Below are 13094 nucleotides of genomic sequence, written 5' to 3' on the forward strand. Positions count from 1 at the left end.
GTGCTCCCCTCACCCCAGCGTGCCGCGGGCGCGGGCGACCGGCTACGAGTGCTGGGCGATGAACGCGTCGAGCATGGTGCGGGCGATCGGATCGGGGTATTGCACGGGTGGGGACTTCATCAAGTAGGCGGATGCGGCCTCGACGGGGCCGCCGAGCCCGGCGGTGAGGGCGATGCCCGCGATCCTGATCGCATCGATCACGACGCCCGCGCTGTTCGGCGAGTCCCAGACCTCGAGCTTGTATTCCAGGCTCGTCGGAGCATTGCCGAAGCCGTGCCCCTCCAGCCGCACGTACGCGACCTTGCGATCCTGCAGCCAGGGCACATGATCGCTGGGGCCGATGTGCACGTCCTCCGGAGCGATCGTCGCGTCGATATTGCTCGTCACCGACTGCGTCTTCGAGATCTTCTTCGACTCGAGCCGCCGACGCTCCAGCATGTTCTTGAAGTCCATGTTGCCGCCCACGTTGAGCTGGTAGGTGCGGTCGAGCACGAGCCCGCGCTCCTCGAACAGCCGCGCGAGTACACGGTGGGTGATCGTCGCGCCGAGCTGACTCTTGATGTCGTCACCGACGATCGGGATGCCCGCCGCGCGGAACCGCTCGGCCCAGGTCGGGTCGCTCGCGATGAACACCGGCAGCGCGTTCACGAAAGCGACCCCTGCCTCGATCGCGGCCGCAGCGTAGAAGCGGGCCGCCTCCTCGCTGCCGACGGGCAGATAGCAGACGAGCACCTGAGCCCCGCTCTCACGGAGTGCCGCCACCACGTCGACCGGGGGTGCCGACGACTCGGTCACGATCTGGCGGTAGTACTCGCCGAGGCCGTCGAGGGTCGGGCCCCGTTGCACGGTGACGCCGGACGACGGCACCTCGGCGAAGCGGAAGGTCTCGTTCTGCCCCGCCCAGATCGCCTCGGCGAGGTCGAGTCCCACCTTGTCGGCGTCGACGTCGAACGCGGCGACGAATTCCAGGTCGCGGATGGCGTAGGGACCGAGCTTGGTGTGCATCAGACCGGGGACGATCGCGTCATCCTCGACCCCGGCATAGAAGGTGACGCCCTGAACGAGGGAATTGGCGCAGTTCCCGACGCCGGCGATGGCAACCCTGAGGGTCATGAGGGTGGAGCTCCTTGATAGGCGTGACGAAGTCGGACTATGCTAGGCAGGTTGTCTCGACCTCGATGGTCGTGTACAACACGTCAATACCCTCCTGCTGCAGATCGTCTGCAGCCGTTCTAGTCCAAAGGAGGTGGGTTTGTGACGCATCAGTACGAACTAATGGTGATCCTCGATCCAGAGATCGATGAGCGCACCGTGGCTCCCAGCCTAGACAAGTTCCTCAATGTGATCCGCAACGATGGGGGAACCATCGACAATGTGGACATCTGGGGTCGTCGTCGCCTGGCTTACGAGATCAACAAGAAGACCGAGGGCATCTACGCCGTCGTGCAGCTGACCGCGAACGCGTCAGCGACGGTCGAGCTCGACCGCCAGCTGAAGCTCTCCGAGGCCGTCATGCGCACCAAGGTGCTGCGTGCCGAGGAGGCGATCGCTCAGGTCGCCGAGGCCACGAAGGCTGCCGAGGAGAAGGCCGCTCGCAAGGCTGCCGCTCCCGCCAAGCCGTCCGCCGCCGCGCCCGCCGAGGCGGCCGACAAGGCTGCCGAGTAGTCCATGGCAGGCGAAACCGTCATCACAGTGGTGGGCAACCTCACCAGCGACCCCGAGCTGCGGTACACGCAGAACGGGCTGGCTGTGGCCAACTTCACCATTGCTTCGACGCCTCGTTCATTCGATCGCGCGAGCAACGACTGGAAAGACGGCGAGGCGCTGTTCCTCCGCGCGAGCGTCTGGCGCGAGTTCGCCGAGCACGTGGCCGGCTCCCTCACCAAGGGATCCCGCGTCATCGTGACCGGGCGGCTCAAGCAGCGCTCGTACGAGACCAAGGAAGGCGAAAAGCGCACGAGCATCGAGCTCGAGGTCGACGAGATCGGCCCCAGCCTGCGCTACGCGACCGCCCAGGTCACCCGCACCTCTTCGTCCCGCGAGGGAGGTGGCTTCAGCGGTGGTAACAGCCGTGGCCCCGCCCAGGTAGCCGACGAGCCGTGGGCCGCAAGCGCACCGGATGCCTCCGGTGGCGACGTGTGGAACACGCCGGGCAACTACAACGACGAAACCCCGTTCTAAACACTTAAGGAAACCAAGACCATGGCAGGAAAGAGCAGCGGCGACCGCCGCAAGCCCCTCCGCAACGCCAAGGGCGGCAAGAACGCCGCTCCCGCAAAGGCGATCCGCGTCGGCGTGATCGACTACAAGGACGTTGCAACCCTTCGCAAGTTCATCTCGGAGCGTGGAAAGATCCGCGCCCGTCGCATCACCGGTGTCTCCGTCCAGGAACAGCGCCTCATCGCCCGTGCCGTCAAGAACGCGCGCGAGATGGCACTGCTCCCCTACGCCGGCTCAGGCCGTTAGGAGCCACTGATATGTCCAAGCTCATCCTCACGCACGAGGTCACCGGACTCGGTGCCCCCGGCGATGTCGTCGACGTCAAGAACGGTTACGCGCGCAACTTCCTCATCCCGCAGGGCTTCGCCGTGACCTGGACCCGCGGAGGCGAGAAGCAGATCGAGTCGATCAAGGCGGCCCGCGCCGCGCGCGAGCACGCCACCCTCGAGGAGGCCCAGGACCTGAAGGCCCGCCTCCAGGCCACCACGGTCAAGCTCGCCGTCAAGGCGGGTCAGGGCGGTCGGCTGTTCGGCTCGGTCAAGACCTCCGATGTTGCGGCCGCTGTCGCTGCCGCCGGTCTCGGCGAGGTCGACAAGCGAAAGATCGAGATCACGACGCCCATCAAGGCGGTCGGCGAGCACGAGGCCACGATTCGTCTTCGTGACGACATCGTCGCCACGATCGCGCTGCAGGTCGTCGCCGCGAAGTAGTCGCGCACCACAGGAAGGTGGCCGGGAGCGGATGCTCCCGGCCACCTTTTTCGTGCGCCCGGAACGCTCCCCAGCGCTTGCGCTGACCCGAGTTTTGTGCACAGGTGCTGTGCAAATCGTCAACCCTCAAGCAGCGGTCTAAGCCTGTTTCTACACACACGATGTGTAAAGATAAAAAGCAGGTCAAGCGGTTTATTCATCGAAATATCGCCGGGTTTCCCACAGTTGTTTCCACAGCTTGCCCACACTGTTCCCGGCGTTTCTCAACAGTTCTCCACAGTGCTGTACACAGGGCTATTTGTGTGCGCCGATCCCGGTTCCTAGTCTGGGCGACGGCCATCGATTCACGGTGGCGCTGGTGTCGCGGGCGGGGCCGGAGTGTCGGTCGTCGCGGGTACCTTCCGTTGCGTACGGTCAGCTATGAGAAGGGGATCAGATGTCGATTGCGCACCTTGGCCTCGCGAGTGACTCGCGGGGTTCGAGCGAGACGCGTGCAGGCGACCGTACCCCACCGCACGATCTCCTCGCGGAGCAGAGCGCGATCGGCGGCATGCTTCTCAGCAAGGACGCGGTGGCCGACGTCATCGAGGCGGTCCGTGGCGCAGACTTCTACATCCCGAAGCACGAGCTGATCTTCGACGCCGTGCTCAGCCTGTACTCGCACGGCGAACCGACAGACGTCATCGCGGTCACCGACGAGCTCACGAAGTCCGGTGAGATCGGGCGCGCGGGCGGTGCGGAATACCTGCACACCCTGACCGGTCTGGTGCCGACCGCGGCGAACGCCGGCTTCTACGCGTCGATCGTCGCCGAGAAGGCGGTGCTGCGCAGGCTCGTCGAGGCTGGAACCCGCATCGTGCAGATGGGATACGCGAGCGAGGGCGAGGTCGTCGACCTCGTCAACAACGCTCAGGCCGAGATCTACGGCGTGACCGGCGGCGTCGAATCCGAAGACTACGTGCCGCTCATCCAGGCGATCACCGCCGCGACCGACGAGATCGAGGCGGCGGCGGGCCGCGACGGCCAGATGGTCGGCGTTCCGACCGGATTCCACGATCTCGACGCGCTCACCAACGGCCTACACCCGGGTCAGATGATCATCCTCGCCGCGCGCCCCGCCATCGGAAAGTCGACGCTCGCGCTCGACTTCGCCCGCGCGGCCGCGATTCACAATGACCAGCCCACGATCATCTTCTCCCTCGAGATGAGCCGCAGCGAGATCGCGATGCGTCTGCTCTCGGCCGAGGCCTCGGTACCCCTGCAGTCGATGCGCAAGGGAACCGTCCACACGCAGGACTGGACCAAACTCGCGAGCATCCGGGGCCAGATCGCGGATGCACCGCTCTACATCGACGACAGCCCCAACATGACACTCGTCGAGATTCGCGCCAAGTGCCGGCGGCTCAAGCAGAAGGTCGGGCTGAAGATGGTGATCATCGACTACCTGCAGCTCATGACGAGCGGCAAGCGCGTCGAATCCCGTCAGCAGGAGGTGAGCGAGTTCTCGCGAGCGCTCAAACTGCTCGCAAAGGAGATCGGCGTCCCCGTCATCGCGATCAGCCAGCTGAACCGCGGCCCGGAGCAGCGCTCCGACAAGAAGCCCGCGCTCTCCGACCTCCGCGAGTCCGGGTCGCTCGAGCAGGATGCCGACATGGTGATCCTGCTGCACCGCGAAAGCGCCTACGAGAAGGACAGCCCTCGCCAGGGCGAAGCCGACCTCATCATCGCCAAGCACCGCAACGGACCGACCGATACGCTGACGGTCGGCTTCCACGGCCACTTCTCGCGCTTCGTCGATCTGCCTCCCGGCAGCTGAGCTCCCCCGCAGCCGCCCTCGGGGGGCACACGGTTTCGGCAGGCCGCGACCGCGTAAACTGAACGCGATGGCCGCCACCGAACTCACGACACCGACCACGGCCCCCTGGTACGTACCGCTCACGCGCGCTGTTCCCGCAGCGGCGCTGGCGATCGTGATCACCTTCGCGGGCGGCAACTACTCCCCCGACTTCGGTCTTGCCTGTCTGGGCGGATTCGCCCTCGTCAGCGGCGTCGCCGGGATCGTCGTCTCCCTCAGGGCCTTCGCCCGCGGCGTGTATCGCACGATCTTCCTGGTTCAGGCGATCGTCTCCGTGGTCACCGGAATCCTCGCCCTCGCAGGGCAGCAGGTCGGTCTTCCCCTGTTCCTCGTGCTGCTGAGCGGGTGGGCCGCCATCACCGGCTTCCTCGAGCTGTACGCCGGTCTGCGCTCGCGACGGGAGCGGCTCGCCACCTCGCGCGACTGGATGTTCGTGGGCGCGCTGACGGCGGTGCTCGCGATCGTGAGTCTGGTCATCCCGCCCGACTATGTGCAGCACTATCAGGCACCCGACCACACCGACCGCATCCTCAATACCTCGGTGGTCGTCGTCGGCCTGTTGAGCGTCTATGGCGCGATCACGGCCGTTTACCTCATCATTGCCGCACTCTCGCTGAAATGGGGACCGAGCGCGACTCCCCGGGACGGAACCGCATCGTGACCGAACCGAGTCGCAAGGACCGCTTCCGGCCGCTCGAACTCCTGACCCTGTCGGCGATCGTCGCGGTGTTCGTCGGCATCGTGGTGGCGGCGTCGACACGCGATATCGGCCTCGGTGCCGTTTTCCTCGGCATCGCGTTCATCGTCACGCTCGTCACCCTCGCGACGCTCGCGATCACGGGCAAGCCCGACGATGCCGAGATCATGGACCTCGACGACCAGGACCGCAAGGGTCACTGACTCGCGCCGAGCCGGCGTCAGCGCAGGATGTGATCGACGAGCGCGCTCGCCACTCCCGTGTAGGCGGCGGGTGTCAGCACGCGGAGCCGGTCCTTCGCCTCATCGCCGATGTCGAGACCGTCGATGAAGGCGACCAGCTCGGGCTGACCGATGCGCTTGCCGCGGGTCAGCTCCTTCAGCAACGCGTAGGGGTCGGCGATGGAGCTGCGGCCCGCCGTGACCTCGGCGCGGATCACCGTCTGGATCGCCTCGCCGAGGATCTCCCAGTTGCCGTCGAGATCGGCGAGCAGGGCATCCGTGTCGACATTGATCTCCCCGAGTCCGCGGGTGAGGTTGTCGAGGGCGAGGAGCGAGTGGCCGATCGCGACACCGACGTTGCGCTGCGTGGTCGAGTCGGTGAGGTCGCGCTGAAGCCGTGAGGTGACGAGGGTCGCGGCGAGCGACTCGAGCAGGGCGCTCGACAGCTCGAAGTTCGCCTCCGCGTTCTCGAATCGGATGGGGTTGATCTTGTGGGGCATCGTCGACGACCCGGTGGCGCCCGCCTGGGGAATCTGGGTGAAATAGCCCATGGAGATGTAGGTCCACGCGTCGGTGCACAGATTGTGGAGGATCCGATTGACGTGACTGATTCGGCTGTACAGCTCTGCCTGCCAGTCGTGCGGTTCGATCTGAGTCGTGAGCGGGTTCCAGTCGAGGCCGAGCGAGGTCACGAACTCCCGTGAGACGGCGGGCCAGTCGACCTCCCCGTCGGCGACCACGTGAGCCGCGAAGGTGCCCGTGGCACCGCTGAACTTGCCCAGGTACTCCGTCGCCTCGATCTGCGCGAGCACGCGCTCGAGCCGGCCGACGAACACCGCGAACTCCTTGCCCACCGTCGTGGGCGTCGCGGGCTGGCCGTGCGTGTGGGCGAGCATCGCATCGTCGCGGTGGGCGACGGCCCGCTCGCGCAGGACCGCGATGAGGGCGCGAAGTTTCGGCAGCCAGACCTCGCGCACTGCGGTGCCGATCGTCAGCGCGTAGGAGAGGTTGTTGATGTCCTCGCTCGTGCACGCGAAGTGGGTCAGTTCGGCCACATCGCCGAGACCGAGTGCGGCGAGCTTGCGCCGCACCAGATATTCCACCGCCTTGACGTCGTGCCGCGTGGTCGCCTCGAGAACGCCGAGTTCGTCGATCTCCTCCTGACCGAACTCCGTCACGAGCTGGCGGAGGGCATGGGTCTGCTCAGTGCTGAGGCGACGGGAACCGAACATCTCGTGACTCGTGAGATAGATCAGCCACTCCACCTCGACGCGCACGCGGGCACGATTGAGCCCGGCCTCCGAGAGGAACTCGCCCAACTCGGTCACCGCGGGGCGGTACCGACCGTCGAGCGGGCTGATGGGCTGTGCGGGCATCGGGCTCATGAAGCTCCCTTAGAGATTCCGGGGGTGACCTGGCGGAAGAGGACGGTGCAGGCGCGTTCGATCATCGCAAGCACCTGATCGAACATAGCGGCATCCGAGTAGTACGGGTCGGGCACATCGAGCGAACCGGTGTGCTCACCGTCGAAACCGAGCAGCAGCTGAACCTTGGAACGGTCGAGGTCGTTTCCCGCCCATGCCTTCAGGATGCGCTCCTGGCTGCGGTCGAACACGACGACGAGGTCGAGCCGCTCGAACCACTCCGGGTCGAACTGGCGCGCCCGGTGGCTGCGGCCGTCGAGGCCGTGGGCGCGGAGTGCGTCGAGCGTGCGGTCATCCGACTGCTCCCCGACGTGCCAGTCGCCGGTGCCGGCCGACGACACCGCGATCGCGTCGCTGAGTCCCGCCCGGGCCACGAGGGACCGGAACACGGCCTCGGCCATGGGCGATCGGCAGATGTTGCCGGTGCAGACGAAGCAGATTCGGAAGAGCGCCGACTCGTCGAGTACGCGGTCGAAACTCATGCCCATAGTCTCCCGCGTTTTGCGCTCCTGCACAGGTGGCATTTCCTCGGATCCTTACACGAGCGGCGGGACTCGCGGGATGCGGCGGCGAGGTCATCGACACACTCGTGGCGACAGAAAGGACGCCATGATTCCCAGCGCCATCCCCGACCCGTCCCAGATCCTCGCGCAACGTGAGGCGCTCGCACGAATCGATCGCGAAGTCGCGGCGGCGACTCCGGCGGAGCACCCGCCGCACGGCTGGTCCGGCCCCGCGGCAGACGCGTACCGCAGCGCCGTCGTCAGGCTGCACCGCGAACTGTCGTCGGCTCGGCATGCGCTCTGGCGCGCCGAGAATGCGACCGACGCCGCCGTGATCGAAGTGACGATGGGGGTGGCGCATGTCCGATGAGATCGAGATCAGCGGCGGCGGCTCGACCATGGTCGCGACCGACGGGATGCGGGCCGGCCTCGACCAGTTGCGCCACCTGCAGCACCACCTCGAATCCTGCCACCGCGAGGTCGCGGCCATGACCGTGAACGGGATCGCGCCGCGGGCGACCTCTTCCCTCCTCGATGCCTCTCACGAGTTGCATCTCGCCTCGACCCGGTGCCGTCGGCTCGTCACCGCGGTGACGACGAGCATCGAGCTGTACTCGGAGGCCAACCACGCGGTGTTGACGGCGGTGCGCAGCGCCTCGTCGGTCGCGGCGTGGGAGGTGGGATTCATGCTGTACAGCAATCCCTCGCTGGCGGGCGGTCTGCTCGTCGCGGGCCTGGGCATCTTGGGGCTGGGGATGAGCACCGGGCTGCTCGGATTCGCACTCGGTCTGGTCAGGAGCTTCGCCCGGGAGCACCCGGCGCTGCTCAACAACCACGTGCTGCCCGAGATCATCAGCGAGATCGAGATGAACTGCGACGACTTCTGGGATGGTCTGCATGGACGGCCATACGGCTCCGCCGCCCGCAAGGCCCAGTCGATGAAAGGGGGACCGGATGACGGTTACGGGCATCCGTCCGAACTCGCGCTGTCGGCGAGCGCGATCGCGACGGCACTCGCCCAATTAGGAATGCTGCGCGAGACGGGCATCCGGGTGGAGCGGGTGCGGCACACTCTCGCCATCCGGCCGGTGGACTCGGTCGCGAGCCTGTTCGCGGGCATCCCCGTCGCCTCAGCGCAGATCGGCAACGCGCGGGTGCGCATCGACAGGTATGTGATGCCGGATGGATCGCTGCACTGGGTGGTCTATGTCGCGGGCACTATCGACTTCAATCCGGTGCCGGGCACAGAGCCGTTCGACATGACGAGCAATATCCACGGCGTGGGGCACGGCATCTCCCCCGGCCACCCCGAGGGCACGCCGGAGCAGACGGCCGCATCGACCCGCGCGGTGCTCGAGATGATGCACGAGGCCGGGATCTCCCCGACCGATCCGGTGATGATCGTCGGGCATTCGCAGGGCGGCACGGCCGCGACCGAGGTGGCCGCTCGGGGCGAGTTCAACGTGCGCGCGGTCGCCTCCTTCGGCTCCCCCGTGGGTCAGATGATCGTGCCCGGCGACATCAAGCACTTCATCGTCAAGAACATGGAGGACCCGGTCGCGGCGATGGGCGGGCCCGACCGCGACCCCGCGGCGATCATCTACCGGCGCGACATGACCGCCGCCCACGCCCTGCACCCGGGGAGCGCGTTCGCGTCCCACACCGGAGACGCGTACCCAAGCTTCGCCCGGAAGCTCGATCACCAGCACAGTGAGCTGGGACGGGAGCTGCACGACTTCGTGCACGACTTCACCGCCGGCGCGACGGCGGGCGAATCCGAGTACTGGCGGGCGGAGCGAGTCCCCGCCGCTAGCGATCCCGCCCTGCAAGGGGCCGCAAAATGATCCCGATGATCCAGCTGAGGATGCCCAGCACGAGCGCGCCCAGAACCCCCCACCAGAAGCCGCTCACCACGAGTCCGAACCCCATCAGGCTCGACAGCCACGAGACCAGGAGCAGCAGCAGACCGTTCACGAGAAGCGCGACGAGACCGAGAGTGAGGATGTAGAGCGGGAAGGCGACGATGCGGATGAGATTTCCGATGACGCCGTTGACGATGCCGAAGATGAGGGCGACCAGCAGGTAGGTCACAATCGTCGCGAGGGCACCCGAGTCGTAGGGCTCGACCTTGACGCCCGCCACGATGAGAGTCGTGAGCCACAGAGCGACCGCGTTGATGATGAGCCGAACCAGGAATCTGCGCATGCGCCTACTATGCACCGGGCTCCGAGCGTGCCGCAATTAGGCTGGTCACCGTGACGTCGCCCCGTGTTCGCCTCCGCCCCGCCATCGAATCTCTCGCCCCCTACCGACAGGGCAAGCCCGCCGCTGACAACGCTTTCAAGCTGTCATCCAACGAGAACCCGTTCGAACCGCTGCCCGCAGTGCTCGACGCGATCGCGGCCGCTCCCGTCAACCGGTACCCGGACGCCACCGCGCTCGCGCTTCGCGAGCGGCTCGCCGAGAGACTGGGCGTGACGCCGGCGGAGATTCAGGTGGGCGCGGGCTCGGTGTCGATCCTGGCGCAACTCATCACCGCGGCGGCCGCACCTGGCGACGAAGTCGTGTACAGCTGGCGCAGCTTCGAGGCCTACCCCGGTCTCGTCACCGTCGCGGGCGCCACGAGCGTCGAGGTGCCGAACACCGCGGACCATCGCCACGATCTTCCGGCCATGGCGGCCGCCATCACGGAGCGCACCCGTGTCGTCATCGTCTGCTCGCCCAACAACCCCACGAGCACCGTCGTCACGGCGGCGGAATTCGAGACGTTCATGGGCGCCGTTCCCCGCACCGTGCTCGTCGTTCTCGATGAGGCCTACATCGAATTCGTCACCGACGAGTCCGCCGTCCGTGGAATCCCGCTGCTGGGCCGCCACCCCAACCTCGTCGTGCTCCGCACCTTCTCGAAGGCCTACGGCCTCGCGGGCCTGCGGATCGGCTACGCGTTCGGCCCGGAGTACGTGATGGATGCCGCGCGCGCGACCGCCATCCCGCTCTCTGTGATCGGACAGGCCCAGAACGCCGCCATCGCGTCGCTCGACCACGAGGACGAGCTCCTCGAGCGGGTCGCCCGGATCACTGTCCTTCGCGACGAGGTCTGGCGATCCCTCGTCGACCAGGGATGGGACTCGCCCAGGCCGCATGGCAACTTCGTCTGGCTCCCCACCGGCTCCGCCACCGCAGCTGCCGCCGATGTCTTCGCCGAGCACGGCATCATCGCGCGTGCGCTCGGGGAGGGCCTTCGAGTGACGATCGGAGAGCCCGCCGCTGTGGACAAACTCCTAAGGGCTTCGGCTGAGGTTGTCCGCAACCTACGAACAGCCGTCTAACGCGCCACGTTAGATTGGATTCCATGTCTTACACAGAGGCGACGCTGCAGCTGCTCTCCCCGGAGGGCCGACTCGTCGAAAGCGACGCCTCCGCCGAGTATCTCCCGCTCATCCAGCAGCTGACCGACCAGCAACTGCGCGAGTTCCATCGCGTGATGGTGGTGACGCGCGCCTTCGATGTCGAGGCCACCAATCTGCAGCGACAGGGGCAGATGGGGCTGTGGGTGCCCAGCATGGGCCAGGAGGCTGCGCAAGTGGGCTCCGGATTCGCCGCCCGGCCGCAGGACCACGTGTTCCCCGCCTATCGCGAGCACGCCATCGCGCACATCCGGGGCGTCGACTACGTCGACATCGTCCGCATGCTGCGAGGTCTCACCCACGGCGGCTGGGATCCCCGGGAGAAGAACAACTTCCACATCTACACGCTCGTCATCGGCTCGCAGTCGCTGCACGCGACCGGGTACGCGATGGGCATCCAGCTCGACGGCGACACGAACACGGGCGATCCGGAGCGCGATCGCGCCGTCATCGTGTACTTCGGTGACGGGGCCACGAGTCAGGGCGACGTGAGCGAGGCCCTCGTGTTCGCGGCGTCTTATCAGACGCCCGAGGTCTTCTTCCTGCAGAACAACCAGTGGGCCATCTCGGTTCCCGTGTCGACGCAGTCACGCACGCCGCTGTACCTGCGCCCCTCGGGGTTCGGGATCCCGGGCATCCAGATCGATGGCAACGACGTGCTGATCAGCTACGCCGCCACGCGAAAGGCGATGGATGAGGCGCGCAGCGGGCAGGGGCCGCGATTCATCGAGGCGCTCACCTACCGCATCGGTGCGCACACCTCCAGCGACGACCCCACCAAGTACCGCACGCAGGAGGAGCTCGAGCACTGGATGGCGCTCGACCCGATCACGCGCTTCGCCAGCTACCTGCGGGGCAGAGGCGAGGGCGAGGAGTTCTTCCGCGACGTCGACGCCGAAGCCGCCGACACGGCATCCGACGTGCGCCGCCGCACGCTCGAGCTGGGGATTCCCCCGGTCGAGAACATGTTCGACAACGTCTACTCCGAACCGCACCCGCTCATGCAGCAGCAGAAGCAGTGGCTCGCCGACTACGAGGCGTCCTTCGACGCGGAGGGTGCCGCCGAATGAGTGAGCTGCAGTCGATGCCCATGGCGAAGGCCCTCAACGCCGGGCTGCGCAAGGCGCTCGCCGACGACCCGAAGGTGCTCCTCATGGGCGAGGACATCGGCCCGCTGGGCGGCGTGTTCCGCGTCACCGAGGGCCTGCAAGCCGAATTCGGGAAGCAGCGGGTGATGGACACCCCGCTCGCGGAATCCGGGATCGTGGGGACCGCGATCGGCCTGGCGCTCGCCGGGTATCGCCCCGTGTGCGAGATCCAGTTCGACGGATTCATCTACCCCGGCTTCGACCAGATCACCTCGCAACTGGCGAAGCTGACCAACCGGCACGACGGCACGATCACCATGCCGGTGGTCATCCGGGTTCCGTATGGCGGCCACATCGGCGCCGTCGAGCACCACCAGGAGAGCCCCGAGGCCTACTTCGCCCACACCGCCGGACTCCGCTCGGTCAGCCCGTCGACACCCCACGACGCCTACTGGATGATCCAGGAGGCGATCGCGAGCAACGACCCCGTCATGTTCTTCGAGCCGAAGAGCCGATACTGGCCCAAGGGCGACGTCGACCTGAGCGAGAGCGGCCGTCCCTTGCACAGCAGCCGGGTTGTGCGCGAGGGCACCGAGGTCACCCTGCTCGGGCACGGCGCCATGCTCTCCGTTCTGCTGCAAGCCGCCGAGATCGCCGCGGCCGAGGGCACGAGCATCGAGGTCATCGACCTCCGCTCCATCTCCCCCATCGACTACGACCCGATCCTCGCCTCCGTGCGCAAGACCGGCCGACTCGTGCTCGCTCAGGAGGCGCCCGGCTTCGTGAGCGTGGGCTCGGAGATCGCGGCCACGGTGACGGAGAAGGCGTTCTACTCGCTCGAGGCGCCGGTGATCCGCGTCGCCGGTTTCGACACCCCGTTCCCGCCCGCGAAGCTCGAAACCGTCTATCTGCCCGATGCCGACCGCGTGCTCGACGCCGTCGACCGGGCGCTCGCGTACTAGCTAAGGA

The 13094-nt window shown here is 66.9% G+C and carries 16 protein-coding genes; 12 read left to right on the plus strand and 4 right to left on the minus strand.

Annotated elements, in window-relative coordinates; genetic code table 11:
* Positions 1 to 42 precede the first annotated feature (42 nt).
* A complete protein-coding gene (locus tag G3T37_RS10450) occupies positions 43 to 1113 on the minus strand; it encodes an inositol-3-phosphate synthase (protein WP_163473843.1) in 1071 nt (356 codons plus the stop codon).
* A 141-nt stretch (positions 1114 to 1254) separates the two neighbouring features.
* Here G3T37_RS10450 and rpsF point away from each other — a divergent pair, with 141 nt between their 5' ends.
* From rpsF to G3T37_RS10485, 7 genes are all read left to right on the plus strand, one after another.
* Positions 1255 to 1665: a 30S ribosomal protein S6 gene (rpsF, locus tag G3T37_RS10455; protein WP_163473844.1), complete on the plus strand. Its 411-nt coding sequence runs from the start codon at positions 1255 to 1257 to the stop codon at positions 1663 to 1665.
* Between the two features lie 3 nt (positions 1666 to 1668).
* On the plus strand, positions 1669 to 2181 hold the full coding sequence (locus G3T37_RS10460) for a single-stranded DNA-binding protein (RefSeq protein WP_163473845.1): 513 nt from the start codon (positions 1669 to 1671) through the stop codon (positions 2179 to 2181).
* Positions 2182 to 2202: 21 nt separating this feature from the next.
* Complete coding sequence (gene rpsR / locus G3T37_RS10465) at positions 2203 to 2466, plus strand: 30S ribosomal protein S18 (RefSeq protein WP_163473846.1); 264 nt, start codon at positions 2203 to 2205, stop codon at positions 2464 to 2466.
* 11 nt (positions 2467 to 2477) lie between these two features.
* On the plus strand, positions 2478 to 2930 hold the full coding sequence (rplI, locus tag G3T37_RS10470; RefSeq protein ID WP_163473847.1) for a 50S ribosomal protein L9: 453 nt from the start codon (positions 2478 to 2480) through the stop codon (positions 2928 to 2930).
* Between the two features lie 436 nt (positions 2931 to 3366).
* Positions 3367 to 4746, plus strand: coding sequence for a replicative DNA helicase (dnaB, locus tag G3T37_RS10475; RefSeq protein WP_163473848.1), 1380 nt, complete (start codon positions 3367 to 3369; stop codon positions 4744 to 4746).
* Between the two features lie 67 nt (positions 4747 to 4813).
* Positions 4814 to 5446 (plus strand): hypothetical protein, encoded by a 633-nt coding sequence (locus tag G3T37_RS10480; RefSeq protein ID WP_163473849.1) that lies wholly within the window; start codon positions 4814 to 4816, stop codon positions 5444 to 5446.
* On the plus strand, positions 5443 to 5685 hold the full coding sequence (locus G3T37_RS10485) for a hypothetical protein (RefSeq protein WP_163473850.1): 243 nt from the start codon (positions 5443 to 5445) through the stop codon (positions 5683 to 5685). Before G3T37_RS10480 ends, G3T37_RS10485 begins: the two co-directional genes overlap by 4 nt.
* A 17-nt stretch (positions 5686 to 5702) precedes the next feature.
* Here the strand turns inward: G3T37_RS10485 and purB are convergent, their stop codons facing one another.
* On the minus strand, positions 5703 to 7088 hold the full coding sequence (gene purB / locus G3T37_RS10490; protein WP_163473851.1) for an adenylosuccinate lyase: 1386 nt from the start codon (positions 7086 to 7088) through the stop codon (positions 5703 to 5705).
* Entirely contained in the window at positions 7085 to 7609 is a 525-nt protein-coding gene (locus tag G3T37_RS10495; protein ID WP_163473852.1) for a low molecular weight protein-tyrosine-phosphatase, read from the minus strand. Before G3T37_RS10495 ends, purB begins: the two co-directional genes overlap by 4 nt.
* Positions 7610 to 7736: 127 nt before the next feature.
* Between G3T37_RS10495 and G3T37_RS10500 the strand changes: the two genes are divergently transcribed.
* Together G3T37_RS10500 and G3T37_RS10505 are read left to right on the plus strand one after the other, a co-directional pair.
* Complete coding sequence (locus G3T37_RS10500; protein WP_163473853.1) at positions 7737 to 8000, plus strand: hypothetical protein; 264 nt, start codon at positions 7737 to 7739, stop codon at positions 7998 to 8000.
* Positions 7990 to 9474 (plus strand): alpha/beta hydrolase, encoded by a 1485-nt coding sequence (locus tag G3T37_RS10505; protein ID WP_163473854.1) that lies wholly within the window; start codon positions 7990 to 7992, stop codon positions 9472 to 9474. Before G3T37_RS10500 ends, G3T37_RS10505 begins: the two co-directional genes overlap by 11 nt.
* Here G3T37_RS10505 and G3T37_RS10510 read toward each other — a convergent pair.
* Entirely contained in the window at positions 9440 to 9835 is a 396-nt protein-coding gene (locus G3T37_RS10510; protein ID WP_163473855.1) for a phage holin family protein, read from the minus strand. The genes G3T37_RS10505 and G3T37_RS10510 overlap by 35 nt on opposite strands.
* 50 nt (positions 9836 to 9885) lie before the next feature.
* On the opposite strand from G3T37_RS10510, the gene G3T37_RS10515 reads away from it, so the two are divergent.
* The 3 genes from G3T37_RS10515 to G3T37_RS10525 are packed head-to-tail and all read left to right on the plus strand — an operon-like array spanning position 9886 to position 13087.
* On the plus strand, positions 9886 to 10959 hold the full coding sequence (locus G3T37_RS10515; RefSeq protein WP_163473856.1) for a histidinol-phosphate transaminase: 1074 nt from the start codon (positions 9886 to 9888) through the stop codon (positions 10957 to 10959).
* 23 nt (positions 10960 to 10982) lie between these two features.
* Positions 10983 to 12107: a pyruvate dehydrogenase (acetyl-transferring) E1 component subunit alpha gene (gene pdhA, locus G3T37_RS10520; RefSeq protein WP_163473857.1), complete on the plus strand. Its 1125-nt coding sequence runs from the start codon at positions 10983 to 10985 to the stop codon at positions 12105 to 12107.
* Positions 12104 to 13087 carry an alpha-ketoacid dehydrogenase subunit beta gene (locus G3T37_RS10525; protein ID WP_163473858.1) on the plus strand — a complete coding sequence of 328 codons (984 nt, stop codon included), beginning with the start codon at positions 12104 to 12106 and terminating at the stop codon, positions 13085 to 13087. Before pdhA ends, G3T37_RS10525 begins: the two co-directional genes overlap by 4 nt.
* Positions 13088 to 13094 lie beyond the last annotated feature (7 nt).

The organism is Galbitalea soli, assembly GCF_010686725.1.
Classification (GTDB): domain Bacteria; phylum Actinomycetota; class Actinomycetes; order Actinomycetales; family Microbacteriaceae; genus Galbitalea; species Galbitalea soli.